Genomic DNA, 17052 nt, shown 5'->3' with positions numbered 1-17052 from the left:
GCGGCACCTGGCCCGGCGCCGCACCGGTGTACGGTACCGGACGGGGGACACTATATCTAGGGTGCACGGGGCGTACAACCCACTAGATGTAGCGTTTTCCAATGGATACAAGGATTGCCGGTATTACTTCCGCAATAGAACACCTGCAAAGATGCCCCATGAATACTGGCCTATGGTCCTGCAACCCGCATGGGCCGTGGCTTGCAGGCCGATTTGGGCCTGCAGGGCGCATGGTTGCTGCATCGCGCGTTTGAAAGATTCTCTTTGCTGCGGCGCATGAGCGTCGCATCGCAAGCCGCCGCGCGATTGAAAAAATTAGCGCCGGATCACCTGCTCGGGAAACATCTGTGGATTCCAGCCGAGCTGTTCGCGCAGCAGGCGCCAGTCGAAGCCGGCGCCCGGGTCCTGCTTGCGCCCCGGCGCGACGTGCTCGTGGCCGGCGATGTGCCCGACCGGAAAATGCTGCGCGATGGCGGCGCACAGGCTCGCGAGCGTCTCGTATTGAGGCTCCTCGAAGGGCTGGCCTTCCAGGCCCTCCAGCTCGATGCCGATGGAGTAGTCGTTGCAGTTTTCGCGGCCGCGCCAGGACGACACGCCCGCATGCCAGGCGCGGTCGTCGCAGCTCACGAACTGCCAGAGTTCGCCGTTGCGCCGCACGTAGAAATGCGACGAAACCTCCAGCCCGCGTAGGGCCTGGAAGTAGGGGTGCGCGTTCCAGTCGAGCCGGTTGGTGAAAAGCCTCTGCACCTCGTCGCCGCCGTACTCGCCGGGCGGCAGGCTGATCGAGTGCAGCACGATGAGGTCGATCTGCGCGCCCCGCGGCCGGGGCCCGAAGTTGGGAGAGGGCAGGGCTTTCGCGAAGCGGTACCAGCCGGCCCGCCAGAGTGCGTCGCCAGACGCCGGGGGGGCTTCTTCAGTCGTCGGCATGGCTGCTGTTCGCACCATCGTCGCCGTTGGGCGTGGTGATGCCCAGTCGCGCGATGCGGTAGCGGATCTGGCGCAGGCTCATGCCCAGCCGGGCGGCGGCGGCAGTGCGGTTGAAGCCGCTCTCGTGCAGCGCGCGCACGAGAATCTCGCGCTCCTGCTGGTCGAGGTAGGCCTGCAGGTCGGAGGGCAGCGGCGGCGGCGCGGCCCTGGGCGGTGCCACCACGGGCGCACTCGGCGCCGGTGCCGGCACGGCAAGCGCATCGGCACCGACGGGCGACAGCGGGGCTGGCGCGGAGGACGCGGCAGCTTCGGCCGCGGCCGTGAAGCCGCCCATCAGATCCAGATGCAGCTCGTCGCCGTCGTTCAGCGCCACCGCGCGGTGCAGCAGGTTCTCGAGCTCGCGCACGTTGCCGTTCAGCGGATGCTGCGCGAGGCGGCGCAGCAGTTCGTCAGACAGGTGCGGCACCGGCAGCCCGCCGTCTTGTGCGATGCGCGAAAGCAGCGCGTTGCACAGCGCGGGCAGGTCCTCGCGGCGGTCGCGCAATGCGGGCACCGCGATCTCGATCACGTTGAGGCGGTAGAAGAGGTCTTGCCGGAAGCGGCCTGCCTGCACTTCGGAGTGCAGGTCCTTGTGGGTGGCGCTGACGATGCGCACGTCGACGGCTTCTTCCTGCGTCGAGCCGATCGAGCGCACGCTGCGCTCCTGGATCGCGCGCAACAGCTTCGACTGCATCGCCAGCGGCAGGTCGCCGATTTCGTCGAGGAACAGCGTGCCGCCGCGCGCGGCCTGGAAGTAGCCGTCGCGATCCTGCGAGGATCCGGTGTACGAGCCCTTCTTCGCCCCGAAGAACTCGGCCTCGAGCAGGTTCTCGGGAATCGCGCCGCAGTTCACCGCGACGAAGGGCCCTTCGCTGCGCTGGCTGCAGGCATGCACCGCGCGCGCGACCAGTTCCTTGCCGGTGCCCGATTCGCCGCGCACCAGCACCGGCGCCATGCCCCGCGCCACCTTGGCGATGCGTGACTTGACCAGCCGCATCGGCTCCGATTCGCCCACCAGCCGGTCGAGCGCGGCGATGCCGGTGCCGGACGTGGGCGCCGCCTCTGCTTCGGCCCTGTTGCTTCCAGCGGGCGTCGCCTGCACAGGCTTGGCCAGCGGCTGCGGCGTCGTCCGCGCCTGCACGGCGGAAGCCACCACCGCGCGGAACTGCTTGAGGTCGACCGGCTTCGTGAGGTAGTCGAAGGCGCCGGCCTTCAGCGCCTCCACCGCGTTCTCGGCGGAGCCGTAGGCGGTCATCACCACGCAGCGCTCGCTGCGCTGATTCTTCTGGATGCGGTGGATGATTTCCATGCCCTGCCCGTCGGGCAGCCGCATGTCGGTGATCACCGCGTCGAAGCGCGCGGCCTCCAGGTGCTGCCAGGCTTCCGACACGCTGCCCGCCGCCTCGACGCGATAGCCCTCGCGCAGCAGCGTCAGCTCGTACAGCGTGCGCAGATCGGGCTCGTCGTCGATGACCAGGATCTGCGCCGGCCGCTGGGTGGAAGAAGAGGGGGAGTTGCTCACGGGCGCTATTGTGTCAGCCGGTTTTCGCTGGGGGCGAAGCTGACGAAGAATTCGTTGCCCTCGGGCCCGCCCGGCACCAGCGCGCGGCGCTCGTAGCCGATGGTGGCGCCGTGCCGCCGGCACAGTTCGCGGCACAGGAAAAGGCCCAGTCCGCTGGAGCGGCTTTCCGAAGAGAAGAACGGCTCGAACAGGTGCCGCTGCACCGCCGGTTCGAGCGGTGCGCCGTCGCTCCACACCATCAGGCTCGGGCGGCTGGTGCCGCTGCGCTGCAGCGCGGTCAGCACCTGGATCGAGCCCTCGCGCGTGCCGGCGTAGCGCGAGGCGTTGTCCAGCAGGTTCACGATCAGCCGGCGCAGGTGCTCGGCATCGAAGCGCACCTCGCTGGCGGGCGCGTCGAACGACATGAGCACGCCCTTGCGCTGCGTCTGGCGCACCCATTCCTCGGCCAGCACCTGCACCGCAGGGTCGAGCACCAGCTGCTCGCCGAGCGAGAGCACGCGCTGCTGGCGCGCGCGGGAAACGTCGAGCACGTCGTCCACGATGCGCGCCAGGCGCTGCGCGTTGTGCTGCACCATGCTCGTCAGCTTGCGGTGCGCGGGGTCGGTCAGGTCTTCGTTGAGCAGCGCGCTGGCCTGCGTGATGGCGGCCAGCGGGTTGCGGATCTCGTGCGCCACGGCGGCCGACATGCGGCCCATGGCCGCCAGCTTCTCGGTGCGGATGCGGGCCTCGAGCTCGCGCAGGTCCTGCAGGAACATCACGCACAGGCTGTCGGCGCGCTTCTCGCTCGCGGGCGTGAGGCGAGTGCGCACGCGCACCTCGCGCGCCGCGCCGCGCGCCTGCGCCACCGGAATTTCCTCCGTCTGCGGCGCCCGGCGCGCGAAGGTCTGGCGGGCCAGCGCGGCGAGTGCGTGCCAGGCCGGCTGCGCATGCAGCGGGAAGGGCAGCGTCAGCCTGGCCAGGCCCTGGCCGAGGATGGCGTCGGCCGCGGGGTTGGCCGCATGCACCAGGCCCTCGGCGTCGATCACCAGCACGCCTTCGCTCAGCGTCTCGATCACCAGGTCGTTGACCTGCGCCTGCATCTGCGCGCTGCTGCGGTTGCGCTGCGCCACCGCTTCCTCGCGCGCCAGCCGGCGGGCCATCTCGTGCGCGAGCAGCGCCACCACGAAGAATCCGGTGCCGGTGAGCGCCGCCTGCACGAAGCGCGGCGACGAATCGGCTGACTGCTGCAGCCAGTGCCAGCCCGCGTCGGCCAGCAGCAGCAGCGTGACGGTGGCAGTGGTGCCCAGGCTCACGATCATGGTGCCCAGCACCGCGCTCATGAGCACCGGCAGCGCGAACAGCGGCGTGTAGTTGACGTTGCCGCCCTGCAGCACCTGCAAGGCGGCGAAGGCCGCCAGGTCGATGCCGATGGTCATCAGCCACGACGCGGCGAAGCCCCGGATCGGCGGCTGGAAGCGCGAGTAGCGCATGCCCAGCCATGTCGCGGCCAGGTACAGCGCCGAGACGGCGATGGCCGCCGTCTGCATGGTCTGGCCGATCGCGAACGCCACGCCCTGCAGCAGCACCAGCACCAGCGCGACGAAGCAGCGCGCGCCCATGAAGCCGCGCCAGAGGCGGCCCAGCGCCGAGCTCTCGGCCGGGCCCTGGTCGAGCACGTCCCAGTCGGTGACCGGCTCGCCGCGCGACCACAGGGGCGTGCTCATTGCTGCGTGGCGGCTTCGCGGTGCGCGGTGCTGCAGTAGACCGCGCCGCCGGGGCCGGCGATGGCATCGGTCTCCGGCAGGTGCAGGCCGCAATGGGCGCAGCGCACCATGGCCTGCGGCTGGCTGGCGGCCGTGCGCTGCTGTTGCCGTGCCTTGGCCGCGCGCTCGCGCATGGCGTCGTGCATTTCTTCGCGCCGGTTCTTGCGCCAGAGCCAGATCGCGACCCAGAGCACCGCGAGGACGAGGAGGTATTTCATTTCAGGCGGGGGGGCGCGCGAGAACCACTTCGAGCACGAAGCGCGAGCCGACGTAGGCCAGCAGCAGCAGCGCCGAGCCGGCATAGAGCACGCGGCGCGCGGTCCGTCCGCGCCAGCCGAAGCGGGCGCGGCCGATCAGCAGGATCGCGAAGCTGATCCAGGCGAGCACCGAGAAGATGGTCTTGTGGTCCCATTTCCAGGCACGGCCGGCGGCGCCGTACAGCTGCTCGCTGAACAGCAGGCCCGCCAGCAGCGTGGCCGACAGCAGCACGAAGCCGGCGGTGACGAAGCGGAAGGTGAGCCGCTCGAGCGTGAGCAGCGGCACGCCGCCTTGCGGCTCCACGGCCGCGGCCAGGCGGATCTGCTTCTCTGCGCGGGTGATGAGCCAGGCGTGCACCACGGCGGCGCCGAAAAGGCCGTACGAGGCGATGCCCAGCGCCAGGTGCAGCGGCAGCCATGGCGAGGCCGTCACGTGCAGCGGCGTGCCGGGAAACAGGATGGCCAGCAGCACCGCGGCCGCGCCCAGCCAGGCGAGCGCGCGACGCACCTTCAGTTGCGGATACATGCGGCTTTCGACCGCGTAGACAGTGAGCACCAGCCAGGCCGTGACCGACAGCGCGGGCGCGAAACCGAAGCGCGGTTCGCTGCCGACGAGACCATGGGCGAGAGCGGCGGCGTGCAGCAGCCATGCGATCCCGAGCGTCCATTGGGTCGATTGGCGGCTGAATCTGGCGCCGGCGGCGGCGACAAAACCGTAGGCAACCGCGGTGGCGATGCCCAGAGCCACGCCGAGCGGGGAGGGGATCGCTAAAATCATCGGCCGGAGTTTAGCGTCTCGCTATTGCGTTCCCGGCGCCCGGCTTCAAGTTCTTTCCCGTCTCCCAGGCTTCTCATCCGGCCCGCGCCGCAGCGGGCAGCAAGGCATCTCCCTCATGGCCACCGCCCTCACAGAAAAGTTCTCCCGCCTCGTCAAGACGATGAGCGGCCAGGCCCGCATCACCGAAAGCAACGTGCAGGACATGCTGCGCGAGGTGCGCATGGCGCTGCTGGAAGCCGACGTGGCCCTGCCCGTCGTGCGCGATTTCGTCGCCCGCGTGAAGGAGAAGGCGCTCGGCCAGGAAGTGCTGGGCTCGCTCAAGCCGGGCCAGGCGCTGGTGGGCATCGTCAACCGCGAGCTCGCCGCCACCATGGGCGAGGGCGTTTCCGACATCAACCTCGCGGCCCAGCCGCCGGCGGTGATCCTGATGGCCGGCCTGCAGGGCGCCGGCAAGACCACCACCACCGCCAAGCTGGCCAAGCACCTGATCGAGAAGCGCAAGAAGAAGGTGCTCACCGTGTCGGGCGACGTGTATCGCCCCGCCGCCATCGAGCAGCTCAAGACCGTCACCAGGCAGGCCGGCGCCGAGTGGTTCCCGAGCACGCCCGACCAGAAGCCGCTGGACATCGCGCGCGCCGCGCTCGACCACGCCAGGCGCCACTATTTCGACGTACTGCTGGTCGACACGGCCGGCCGCCTGGCCATCGACGAAGTGCTGATGGCCGAAATCAAGCAGCTGCACGCGGCGCTCGACCCGGTCGAAACCCTATTCGTGGTCGACGCCATGCAGGGCCAGGACGCGGTCAACACCGCCAAGGCCTTCAAGGAAGCGCTGCCGCTCACCGGCATCATCCTGACCAAGACCGACGGCGATTCACGCGGCGGCGCGGCGCTGTCGGTGCGGCAGGTGACGGGCGTGCCGATCAAGTTCGCGGGCGTGAGCGAGAAGATCGACGGCCTGGAGGTGTTCGACGCCGAACGCCACGCGGGCCGCATCCTGGGCATGGGCGACATCGTGGCGCTGGTCGAGCAGGTCACGGCCGGTGTAGACGTGGCGGCGGCGCAGAAGCTCGCCGCCAAGGTCAAGAGCGGCGCGGGCTTCGACCTCAACGACTTCCTCGGCCAGCTGCAGCAGATGAAGCAGATGGGCGGCCTCTCCAGCCTGATGGACAAGCTGCCCACGCAGATGGCCGCCAAGGCCAGCGAGGCCGACCTGAGCCGCGCCGAGCGCGACATCCGCCGCAAGGAAGGCATCATCAACAGCATGACTCCGCTGGAGCGGCGCAAGCCCGAGCTGCTGAAGGCCACGCGCAAGCGCCGCATCGCGGCCGGTGCCGGCGTGCAGGTCCAGGAAGTGAACCGCCTGCTCAACGAGTTCGAGCAGATGCAGGGAATGATGAAGAAGATGAAGGGCGGCGGCCTCATGAAGATGATGAAGCGCATGGGCGGCATGAAGGGCCTGGGCGGAATGGGCGGCCCCGGCGGGCCGAAGCTGCCGTTCTGAGCGGACGCCGCACGCACACATATATATAAGAAGGCCCGCCGGGGTGACCGGCGGGCCTTCTGCTTTTCAGGTCCGCGCTTGCTTCAGGCCTGCACTTCGTAGACCGTTTCGTGCGCCTCCACCGGCGCCGGCAGCTCCCAGCGGTGCAGCATGCGCTCGATGCCCGCGTTCGACAGCGTGGTGTCGCGCTCGCGGTTGCGGCGCATCAGCTCCGCGTGCGGCGCTTCCAGGTACACCAGCTCGATGTGCGCGTGGTAGGCCCACAGCAGGTCGAGCGTCTTGGTGCGCATCTGCTGGCTCAGGTGCGTGGCGTTCCAGACGAAGCGTTCCTGCCTGCGCAGCAGCGCCTTCGCCTGGTCGACCGCGTGGTGCGCGGCGAGGCCGTCGTTCTCGCCGTGCTTCAGGCCGAGTTCGGCGCGGGCATCGTCGAAGGACACCACCGGCCAGCCCTTTCGATGCAGCGCGACCCAGTGGTTCTTGCCGCTGGCGGGCAGTCCGCACATCACCGTCACCTGCGATCCGGCGTTCTGGAACAGCGGGTAGTCGGGGCTGGTGTCGGCGCCGCGGAAGTAGGCCAGGCGCGTGTGGGCGTCGGCCATCTTCCGAGGGCCTTCCCAGCAGCCTTCCTCCTGCGCCAGCTGCTCGAAGAGCGCGATGTCGGCCATGCTGTCCGCGCGCTTCTCGTAGTGGCGCCCGAGCATGTCGCAGCGCGCCACGCAGCACAGGTCGGGCAGGCTCAGCTCCCACGAGAGCTTGTGCACCAGCCACTCCGGCCGCACGCCCTTGCGCGAGGCGAAGGCGTGGAACGGCACCTGGTGCACCGCGATGATCCGGCACACCGCCTCGCGCAGCGCGAAGGGCACGCGGGCCTTCCACATCAGCACGCGCACGTCGACCGAGCCCCGGCGCGAGTGGCCCGGCTGGCCGATGCGGCCGCTGGCCTCGTCGATCACCGTGGTGTCGGGCTTGGCGATGTCGTGCAGCATGCAGGCCATGAACAGCACGAAGCGGCGGTCGGCATCGGCGCGGCGGTAGTGCCCGTCCTGCATCAGGGCGTCGAGCACCATGCGCGTGTGGATGCCGACGTTGCCTTCGGCGTGGTAGTACGGGTCCTGCGGCGTCTCCTCGAGGCGCAGCAGCGCCGGCAGCAGGTCGCAGCATTGCGCCCAGTCGGTGTCCTTGCCGGGCTCGGGCACCAGGGCGCGCAAGTCGTCGAAGTTCATCGCTTTCTCCCCGTGGTCGTCAGTTCGGCCGGATCGCGCAAGGTGCGCAGGCCCAGGTCCTGCCAGGTCAGCTGCGGCGTCGGCTCGTAGAGGTCCACGCCCGGCGCGAGCTGGTTGGGCAGTACCGGCCGTCGGCTGTGGTGCGAGCCCGAGTCGAGGATGGTCTGGACGAAATCCGGGCGCACCCACTTGTAGCGGCCCGTCACCTGGTCGTTGGACTCGGTCTTGAGGTACAGGCCCTCGGCGAGATCGGACAGGTCGGTCTGCTGCCGAACCAGATCGAGCGGCTGGCCTTCCTGTGCCACCGCAGCTTCGAAGGCGGGCCTCCAGCTTGCGCTGCGTGCCAGCGAGGGCCGCACGAGCGCCTGCAATGCCTTCGCGCTGCGTGGCATTTCGCCTTCGTAGAGCACGGGCACCGGCAGCACCGGGCTGCCTTCGAGCAGCGCATGCCGCGCCGGCGTCGACAGGAAGCACTGCGACTGCCGGTCGTAGATGTCGAACTCCAGGAAGAAGGCCGGCAGCCGGTCGTACCAGCAACTGTGCTTGGCGAAGCACCATTCGCCGTACATCACATGGCGGTCTTCGAGCCGCTCCAGCAGCGCCGCTTCATGCGCGGCGGCCCAGTGCTTGAACAGGTTGAACTGCCGTTCGCCGGCGCCGCCCGCGAGGTAGTGGCCGCGCGACTGCAGAAGCAGTTCGCCTGCGGAAGTGAACGACACGGCGGCATTGGCGCCATCGAGCTTTTCCTCGATGACGACATGCATGCCTTGCAGTTCCGACAGCGGCGCCTGGCCGTCGTCGCTGTCGCCGGCCTGCAGCCGGGAGCCTTCCAGGTGCGCAGTACGCGGGTACTTGAGCAGCGGGATCGATGAAAGAGAAGAAGAGAGGGGAAACACGTTTGTTCTCCGGTTGGAACCAGGAAGAACCGACAACGTGCGGGAGCGAAGCTGGAAAGCTGGAAGAAGCGGATTGCGGTCAGCGGAAAGCGCAGCTTGGCGCCCGACATGACCGGCAATGAAGCGGCGTTGTCGGCGTCAGAGGGTGATGACGGCGAGACGGGGCACTTGGCGCTCCTGTGGATCGAAGGGATCCGTGGGTGGATGAAAAAAGAGTCGGCGATTCTAGCGATATGCGCGCCATGAAAAAAGCCGGCGCAGTGGCCGGCTTCCTTCGGGGGCGATTGCTTCAGCGCATCAGGCCGTCGCGAGAGCTGCCGGACGCGCCAGGCGCAGCGCGTGCATCCATGCACGGCGCAGCACGGCCGGCGAGCGCGATTCCTCGGGAATCAGCAGGTAGCCGCGGTCGCGCAGCGTGGTGCCCAGGGCGATCTGGCTGGTCAGCACGGTCAGCGGGATCGCCAGCAGCAGCGGCAGGCCGACGGGCATGAGCCAGACCAGAGCGCTCGGGTCGATCATGGCGACGCCTGCGGCCAGCATTGCGATCACCAGCGTCATGGGCGCCAGCTGCGAGGCGGCGACCTTCCACGGCACGGCGGCGGCTTCACGCGGGGGCGACTTCCAGTCGAGCTTGATGCCGGTGAGGGCGACCAGCACGAAGAGCGAATGAGCCAGCATGCGCACCGGTGCCTGCACGATCGCCAGGCCGGCTTCCATCACCGAGCTCTTCACCAGGCCCCACAGGCCACCGTACTGGCGCTGCTCGCCGCGCATCAGCACGGCGGCGATGCCCAGCACGCGCGGCAGGAACAGCAGGCACAGGGTCCAGACCCACAGGCCGGCCAGTTCGGCGGGCAGCACGCTCCAGCTGGAGACCAGGCTCGAGCCGCTCAGCCACAGGGCCGTGCCCAGCGTCAGGAACGCGAGCCACAGCGGGGCCGAGACGTAAGCCATGGTGCCGGTCACGAACATCGCGCGGTGCACGGAGTGGATGCCGGGTTCGGCCATCAGGCGGGCGTTCTGCAGGTTGCCCTGGCACCAGCGGCGGTCGCGCTGGAGTTCGGCCAGCAGGTCCGGCGGTTGCTGTTCGTAGCTGCCGACCAGGTCGGACACCAGCCACACGTGGTAGCCGGCGCGGCGCATCAGGGCGGCTTCGACGAAGTCGTGCGACATGATGCCGCCCGACATGCCGCCGGTGCCCTTGATCGGGGCCAGCGCGCAGTGCTTCATGAAGGGCTCGACGCGGATGATCGCGTTGTGGCCCCAGTAGTGCGACTCGCCCAGCTGCCAGAACTGCATGCCCAGCGTGAACAGGCGGCCGGTGACGCGCGAAGCGAACTGCTGAGCGCGGGCGTGCAGCGTGACGTGGCCGATGGCCTGCGTCGCGGTCTGGATGATGCCGGCGGTGGGGTTGGCTTCCATCAGCTTGACCATCGAGGTCAGGCAGTCGCCGCTCATCACCGAGTCGGCGTCGAGCACGACCATGTAGCGGTAGTCCTTGCCCCAGCGGCGGCAGAAGTCGGCCACGTTGCCGGCCTTGCGGTGCGTGCGGCGGGTGCGCAGGCGGTAGTAGACCTCGACCTGCGGCTGGTTGGGGCTCTCGGCCAGTGCGGCGCGCAAGTCTTCCCAGGCGGCGCGCTCGGCGGCGGCGGTCTCGGGGTTGTAGCTGTCGGACAGCACGAACACGTCGAACTGCTTGGCGTGGCCGGTGGCCGCGACCGATTCGCAGGTGGCGCGCAGGCCGGCGAACACGGTGGCCACGTCCTCGTTGCAGATCGGCATGATGATCGCGGTGCGCGCCTCGGGGTTCATCGGGTGGTGGGCCACCTGCTTCGCCGAGAGGGAGTGCTTGTCGCCGCGCACGGAGACGTAGAAGCCCATGAGGGCCGTCACGAAGCCGGTCACGACCCAGCCCGAGAGCAGGCCGTACAGGCCGATCTGGCCGTATTCGAGCCAGAGGTTGTCGTAGTCGGGCTGCACGCTGGCGAACAGCGAGGACGCAATCACGGTGCTCAGCAGCGTGAGCATCATGAAGGCGAGGCGGCGGCGGGCGGCTGCGCGCTGCCAGGGCTGCTTCGTTTCGTTGGCGGGGTGAGCGCCGGCTTCGGCGTCACGGCCCGCGCCGAGCTTGACCAGCGCTGCCGTGCCGAGGCTGTTCCAGAAACCGCGCCAGGGGCGCGGCGTCATCGAGCCGCGGTTGATCGGAGGTGCTGTGACCGAGTTGGGGTGGCGTTCCTCGCGGACCGGGCTGCGGCGCGAGAAATCGGTGTCGGCCAGCACGTTCAGTTGGGAGAAGTCGTTCGGCTTCATGTGATTTACCAACGTTGCTTGTCGATGGAGGAAGGGGTGTCGCCAATGGCCGGAAGGCGCTTGAAGACACAGTCGGAAGAGGCGCCGCCGGCGCTTGCGAGCGCGGCCAGCGAATGCCCCGCGGCGCGGGGCCGCGAGGAGGAAAACTGCTTTTGACGCAGGCCGTCGCGCTGCTGGCGCAGTGCGAAAGATGGGCTGGTAAGTGCTGTCATGCCGGTACAGGGGCAAACCCTGTGCCAGCCTGGAAAAACGCTTTCAGATCAATGACTTAGCAGAGATTCAATACGTTTTCCGTGCTGGAATGCCTCCGAAGGGCCTCCAAACCCCCGATTTTGTCGCTGAATCCCGACAAGCCTGGGTTGCCGGTGGGCATTGCCCAATGAAATCAACGACTTAGCGGCGTCGCTACTCGGCGACAGGGTCCCCGCCGCCAGCGACAGCGTCCGCCTTGAAGTGGCCCGGGGTGAGCTCGTGCTTCTGCAGCAGCCGGTAGAACTCTGTGCGATTCCGGTCGGCCAGGCGGGCCGCGTCGGCCACGTTGCCGTCCGTCAGTTTCAGCAGGCCGACGAGGTAGTCGCGCTCGAAACGCTGCTTGGCCTCGGCGTAGGTCTGCACTTCGACCGTCGGCACGCGCAGCGCCCGCTGCACCAGCGCCAGCGGAATGAGCGGCGAGCTCGACAGCGCGCAGACCTGCTCCACCACGTTGTAGAGCTGTCGCACGTTGCCCGGCCAGGCGGCCATGGTCAGCGCCTTCAGCGCCTCGGGCGCGAAGCCCGAGAGCCGCTTGCCGTACTTGGTCGACAGTCGCTGCAGGAAGTGGTTGGCCAAGAGCGGGATGTCTTCGCGGCGCGCCGACAGCGGCGGCAGTGTCAGCGTAACCACGTTCAGGCGGTAATAGAGGTCTTCGCGGAACTGCCCGGCCTCCATCGCGGCGTCGAGGTCGCGGTGGGTGGCAGAGACGATGCGCACGTCGACCTGGATCGACTGGCTCGCGCCCAGCGGCCGAACAGCGCGCTCCTGCAGCACGCGCAGCAGCTTGACCTGCAGCGCGGGCGGCATGTCCCCGATTTCGTCCAGCAGCAGCGTGCCGCCGTCGGCCTGCTGGAACAGGCCCTTGTGATTGGCGTGGGCGTCGGTGAAGGCGCCCTTCATGTGGCCGAAGAGCTCCGATTCGAGCAGCGCCTCGGGAATGGCGCCGCAGTTGACCGCCACGAAAGGCTTGTCGGCGCGCGCGCTGGCCTTGTGGATGGCGCGCGCCAGCATTTCCTTGCCGGCGCCGGAGTCGCCGCGCAGCAGCACCGAGGCGTCGGACTTGGCGACCATGCGCGCCTCGGCCAGCAGTTCGGCCATGCGGTTGCTGCGGCTCACGATCTCGGAGCGCCAGCTGTCGTCGCCGGCCTTGCTCGGCGTGGCGGCGGGGGCGCCGAGCGCCAGCGCCTGCGCGATCTTCTCGAGCAGCTCGCGCCCGTCGTAGGGCTTGGTCAGGTAGGTGAAGACGCCGCGCGCCGTGGCTTCCACGGCGTCGGGAATGGTGCCGTGCGCGGTCAGCAGAATCACCGGCAGCGAGGGATGGCGCTTGCGGATCTCGTCGAAGAGCTGCAGGCCGTCGCGCCCGGGCAGGCGCACGTCGCTCAGCACCAGCTGCGGGTGCTCGATCTCGAGCTGCGTGAGCGCAGTCTCGGCCGAAGTGACGGCCGTGACCTGGTAGCCCGCCGAGCTCAGCCGCATCGAGAGCAGCCGCAGCATGTCCGGGTCGTCATCGACCACGAGGAGGCGGGCGCCGGTGGTACTCATTGATTGGGTTTGCCTGCGTTGGGCGGCGCGGCGGGCACGGCCGACGCCGGGTTGCTGTTGGGCCGCGCGAAGCTGCGCTCGATGGCGCGCAGGGCTTCGATGCGGTCGTTGAGCTGGTCGATGCGGCGCTGGCTGTCGCGCAGCTGCTGCACCTGCTTGTCGCGGTCGTCCTCCACGCGGCGCTGCTCGACATAGCGGGCAGCGAGTGCGCGCGCCAGCGGCTGCAGCGCCTGCGCTTCGGGCGCGGGGTTGGAGATCACCCGCTGCAGCAGGCCCAGCGCGCGCGCCAGGTCGGCCGGCACGCGGGTCTGCGAGAGCAGCAGCGCCACCTGCATCTGCGCGGTGGGCGAGTCGCCGGGGTCGCCCACGCGGGCGATCTCGGCGCTCAGGTCGGCGCCGTTGAGCGGGCGAACCTTGTCGGCGTACGACAGCATCGAGGACACCGGACCCTGCAGCATCGTCGTGAAGAGCGAGGCGGCGGGCTGCGTGGCCGGCGCCTTGGGTTCGGCCTCCACCGGCATCACGCGCGGCACGACCGGCGGCGGCGGCAGCGCATCGGCCTCCGCGGGCGGCTTGGGCTGCGAGGCGCAGGCGGCCAGCAGCAGGACGAAAGGCACGGTCATCGCCCCGGCGAAGGAGGAACGGCGGACGAACGGAAAAGACATGGGTCGAAGAAGGACGCGAGGCGTTCGGACGGTTTTTCTGGAAAGGGGATGCCGGGGTGGTCAGGCCGTGCGCGGCAGCTCGATGCGGAAGTGGGCACCGGGACCGCCGGGCTGCAGTGTGATGCGGCCCCCGTGGGCTGCAATGTACTCCTGCACGATGGAAAGTCCGATGCCCGTGCCCTTCACCGTGTGCTCGGGCTGGCGCTCGCCGCGGAAGAAGGGTTCGAAGATCCGGTCGCGGTCGCCCTCGGCGATGCCCGGCCCGGCGTCGTTCACGTCGATGTGCACCGCTTCCGGTGTCTGCGACACGGTCAGCGTGATGACACCTCCCGTTACCGAAAAGCGGATGGCGTTGCTCAACAGGTTGGCGATGGCGGTGCCCAGCTTGGCGCGGTCGACCGTGACGGTGACCGCTTCACCCTCGGCGCGCACCCGCAGGCCGTGCGACTGCCACTGCAGGCGCTGGCCCTCGATCTGCTCCTCGATCAGCGGCAGCAGCTCGGTGCGTTCGCGGCGCAGTTCGCGTGCCTCGAAGGCGGCGGCGTTGAAGCGCAGCAGCGCCTCGATCTGGCCCTGCAGCGCCACGGTGTTCTGGTTGAGGATCTGCGCCACCTCCAGCTGCGCCGGGTTCAGCGGGCCGGTCACGCCGTCTTCCAGCAGCGACACGCCCTCGCGCAGCGCGGCCAGCGGCGTCTTCAGCTCGTGCGACACGTGGCGCAGGAAGCGGGCCTTGTCGGCGTCGAGCTCGGTCAGGCGCAGGCGCAGCCATTCGAGCTGCTGCGACACGCGACGCACGTCGGCCGGGCCGCGGATGTCGATCGGCTCGTCGAGCCGGTTCTGGCCGAGTCCGACGATGGCGTGCTCCAGCCGCTTGAACGGCCGCGCCAGCCAGATGCCGAATGCCAGCGCCAGCGAGACCGCGAGCACGCTCGCGGCCACCACCTCGCGCATCAGCCGGCGGCGCGCGTTCTCGATGCGCCTGGCCAGTGCGTCGTTCTGCGTCTCGATGAGGAACTGCGCCTGCTGGGCGATGTTGGTGTTGAGCGCGTCGAGCTCGCGGAACTGCATCGCCATCGTGCTCTCGCGGGCCAGGGCGCTGTCGGCGCTGCCGCTCATCAGGCCCTCGATCACGCCCAGCTGGGTGCGCCACATCTCGATGCCGGCGGGCGGCAGGCCGTTCTTCTCCAGGCGCTCGAGCACCTGGTGCGCCTCGCGCGCGGCGTCGTCGAAGCGGCGGCGCAGCACCGCGTCGTTCAGCACCAGCGACTGGCGCCCGGCGCGCTCCATCGCCGCGCTGCGCTCGGCCAGCGACTGCGAGGCGCCCGACAGGCGCAGCGCGCGCGCGGCCGCGTCGCGGCTCTGGGTCATGAGCGCGTCGTACTGCAGCACCGAGCGAATCGCCACGCCCACCAGCAGGGCGGTGATCAGCAGGAAGGCGAAGAGCAGGAGCTGCTGGAACGAGCCCCGCATGGATGGACGCTTCGCCATCAGTGCTGGGCGAGCGCCATCGGCGATTCGTTGGTGACGACCTCGCCGCGCAGCGTGTAGGCCAGCGAGCGGGTGATGCGCAGGTCGGCCATCTGGCCCACCAGCCGCGCATCGCCCTCGAAGTTGACGACGCGGTTGCAGGCGGTGCGGCCCATGAGCTCGGTTGCGTCCTTGCGCGAGGCGCCTTCCACCAGCACGCGCTGCGTGGTGCCGACAAGCGCCTGGCCGAAGCGCTTCACGTTGGCGTCGATCACGCCCTGCAGCTTCTGCAGGCGCGCGAGCTTCACCTCGTGCGGCGTGTCGTCGCGCAGCGCGGCCGCCGGCGTGCCGGGGCGCGGGCTGAAGATGAAGCTGAAGCTGGCGTCGAACTGGCAGTCGTCGATCAGCTTCATCATCTTGTTGAAGTCGTCCTCGGTCTCGCCGGGGAAGCCGACGATGAAGTCGCTGCTGAGCGCGAGCTCCGGGCGGATGGCGCGCAGCTTGCGCACCGTGCTCTTGTATTCCATGGCGGTGTAGCCGCGCTTCATCGCCATCAGGATGCGGTCGCTGCCGTGCTGCACCGGCAGGTGCAGGTGGCTCACGAGCTGCGGCACCTTCGCGTAGGCCTCGATGAGGCGCGGCGTGAACTCGTTCGGATGGCTGGTGGTGTAGCGGATGCGCTCGATGCCGGGGATCTCGGCCACGTACTCGATGAGCAGCGCGAAGTCGGCGATCTCGGCCGTATCGCCCATCTTCCCGCGGTAGGCATTCACGTTCTGGCCCAGCAGCGTGATCTCGCGCACGCCCTGGTCGGCCAGGCCGGCGATCTCGACCAGCACGTCGTCGAGCGGGCGGTTCACTTCCTCGCCGCGGGTGTAGGGCACCACGCAGTAGCTGCAGTACTTGGAGCAGCCTTCCATGATCGACACGAAGGCGGTCGCGCCCTCGACGCGCGCGGGCGGCAGGTGGTCGAACTTCTCGATCTCGGGGAAGCTGATGTCCACCTGCGGGCGGTCCAGGCGCTCGCGGTCGCTCAGCATCTCGGGCAGGCGGTGCAGGGTCTGCGGGCCGAACACGATGTCGACGTAAGGGGCGCGCGCGATGATGGCCTCGCCCTCCTGGCTGGCCACGCAGCCGCCAACGCCGATCTTCACGCCCTTGGCCTTCAGGTGCTTCACGCGGCCGAGGTCGGAGAACACCTTCTCCTGCGCCTTCTCGCGCACCGAGCAGGTGTTGAACAGGATGAGGTCGGCCTCGTCCACGTTCTGGGTGGGCTCGTAGCCCTGCGCGGCGTTGAGCACGTCGGCCATCTTGTCCGAGTCGTACTCGTTCATCTGGCAGCCGAAGGTCTTGATGAATACTTTTTTCATGGGGAGCTCTCTCTCGTGGCCTCCCTGCTTGAAGGGGAAGGCACGGCGGCCGGCGCGCGGGACCCGCCGCGCCGGCCGTCTTCTTGCTTGCTTACTGCGTGTTGAGGGTGTCGTTCGAGGTGAACGGCCAGATGTTCAGGAACGGCTTGTCCAGCGATTCACGGCTGGCGGTGGCTTCGTCGGGCGTGAGGATCCACACCTCGCGCAGCAGCCCGGCGGCGTCGCGCGTGTAGTTGACGAGGTACTTCTGGCCGACGATGGCGCCGGGCATCACCAGCATGTTCTGGCCACTGCGGATGCGCGCGCCGGCGCCCAGGCGGTCGGGCCTGCCGTCGAGCTCGACGTCGGGCGCGTTGGTCACCATGAACTTGCCGCGCAGGGTGCCGATGGGGAAGGTGCGGCCGCCCACGAGCGACTCGTTCTGGGTCTGTGGGCGGTGGACTTCGTCCTGTGCGCTGGCGGCGATCGGGAAAAGGCCTGCAGCCGCAATGGCTGCTGTGCAAAGCGCTATGGAAGTGAGAGCATTCGTGGATTGTTTCTTGCAGCGGTTCATGGGGT

Annotated in this window: 14 protein-coding genes; 1 reads left to right on the top strand and 13 read right to left on the bottom strand. The window is 69.0% G+C overall.

The annotated features are described in order from the left end of the window. Nucleotides 1–315: 315 nt before the first annotated feature. The 5 genes from ampD to ACAM57_RS26960 are packed head-to-tail and all read right to left on the bottom strand — an operon-like array spanning nt 316 to nt 5265. A complete protein-coding gene (gene ampD / locus ACAM57_RS26980) occupies nt 316–927 on the bottom strand; it encodes a 1,6-anhydro-N-acetylmuramyl-L-alanine amidase AmpD (RefSeq protein WP_369659576.1) in 612 nt (203 codons plus the stop codon). After that, entirely contained in the window at nt 914–2488 is a 1575-nt protein-coding gene (locus ACAM57_RS26975) for a sigma-54 dependent transcriptional regulator (protein WP_184634774.1), read from the bottom strand. The genes ampD and ACAM57_RS26975 overlap by 14 nt, the downstream gene beginning before the upstream one ends. Nucleotides 2489–2493: 5 nt before the next feature. Continuing rightward, nucleotides 2494–4191, bottom strand: a complete 1698-nt coding sequence (locus ACAM57_RS26970; protein WP_369659575.1) for a nitrogen regulation protein NR(II) — start codon at nt 4189–4191, stop codon at nt 2494–2496. Continuing rightward, nucleotides 4188–4448 (bottom strand): PP0621 family protein, encoded by a 261-nt coding sequence (locus ACAM57_RS26965; protein WP_369659574.1) that lies wholly within the window; start codon nt 4446–4448, stop codon nt 4188–4190. Before ACAM57_RS26965 ends, ACAM57_RS26970 begins: the two co-directional genes overlap by 4 nt. Before the next feature lies 1 nt (nt 4449). Then, on the bottom strand, nt 4450–5265 hold the full coding sequence (locus ACAM57_RS26960; RefSeq protein WP_369659573.1) for an inner membrane protein YpjD: 816 nt from the start codon (nt 5263–5265) through the stop codon (nt 4450–4452). Between the two features lie 115 nt (nt 5266–5380). Here ACAM57_RS26960 and ffh point away from each other — a divergent pair, with 115 nt between their 5' ends. Beyond that, a complete protein-coding gene (gene ffh, locus ACAM57_RS26955; RefSeq protein ID WP_184634780.1) occupies nt 5381–6769 on the top strand; it encodes a signal recognition particle protein in 1389 nt (462 codons plus the stop codon). 83 nt (nt 6770–6852) lie between these two features. Here the strand turns inward: ffh and ACAM57_RS26950 are convergent, their stop codons facing one another. From ACAM57_RS26950 to ACAM57_RS26915, 8 genes are all read right to left on the bottom strand, one after another. Beyond that, nucleotides 6853–7992, bottom strand: a complete 1140-nt coding sequence (locus ACAM57_RS26950; protein WP_369659572.1) for an AAA family ATPase — start codon at nt 7990–7992, stop codon at nt 6853–6855. Continuing rightward, entirely contained in the window at nt 7989–8888 is a 900-nt protein-coding gene (locus tag ACAM57_RS26945) for an RNA ligase family protein (protein ID WP_369659571.1), read from the bottom strand. The genes ACAM57_RS26950 and ACAM57_RS26945 overlap by 4 nt, the downstream gene beginning before the upstream one ends. 297 nt (nt 8889–9185) lie before the next feature. Next, nucleotides 9186–11198, bottom strand: a complete 2013-nt coding sequence (gene mdoH / locus ACAM57_RS26940; RefSeq protein WP_369659570.1) for a glucans biosynthesis glucosyltransferase MdoH — start codon at nt 11196–11198, stop codon at nt 9186–9188. Between the two features lie 405 nt (nt 11199–11603). Next, nucleotides 11604–12992: a sigma 54-interacting transcriptional regulator gene (locus tag ACAM57_RS26935; protein WP_019656806.1), complete on the bottom strand. Its 1389-nt coding sequence runs from the start codon at nt 12990–12992 to the stop codon at nt 11604–11606. Then, nucleotides 12989–13657, bottom strand: coding sequence for a hypothetical protein (locus tag ACAM57_RS26930; RefSeq protein ID WP_126021368.1), 669 nt, complete (start codon nt 13655–13657; stop codon nt 12989–12991). Before ACAM57_RS26930 ends, ACAM57_RS26935 begins: the two co-directional genes overlap by 4 nt. Before the next feature lie 60 nt (nt 13658–13717). Continuing rightward, the gene (locus ACAM57_RS26925) at nt 13718–15145 is read right to left on the bottom strand and encodes a sensor histidine kinase KdpD (RefSeq protein ID WP_019656808.1); all 1428 of its coding nucleotides are present in this window, start codon (nt 15143–15145) and stop codon (nt 13718–13720) included. Beyond that, entirely contained in the window at nt 15145–16494 is a 1350-nt protein-coding gene (gene miaB, locus ACAM57_RS26920) for a tRNA (N6-isopentenyl adenosine(37)-C2)-methylthiotransferase MiaB (protein WP_369659569.1), read from the bottom strand. Before miaB ends, ACAM57_RS26925 begins: the two co-directional genes overlap by 1 nt. 91 nt (nt 16495–16585) lie before the next feature. Further along, nucleotides 16586–17047 (bottom strand): hypothetical protein, encoded by a 462-nt coding sequence (locus ACAM57_RS26915; RefSeq protein WP_369659568.1) that lies wholly within the window; start codon nt 17045–17047, stop codon nt 16586–16588. Nucleotides 17048–17052 lie beyond the last annotated feature (5 nt).

Source organism: Variovorax sp. V15, assembly GCF_041154425.1.
Classification (GTDB): domain Bacteria; phylum Pseudomonadota; class Gammaproteobacteria; order Burkholderiales; family Burkholderiaceae_C; genus Variovorax; species Variovorax guangxiensis.
This window is presented reverse-complemented; position numbering and strand designations above follow the sequence as displayed.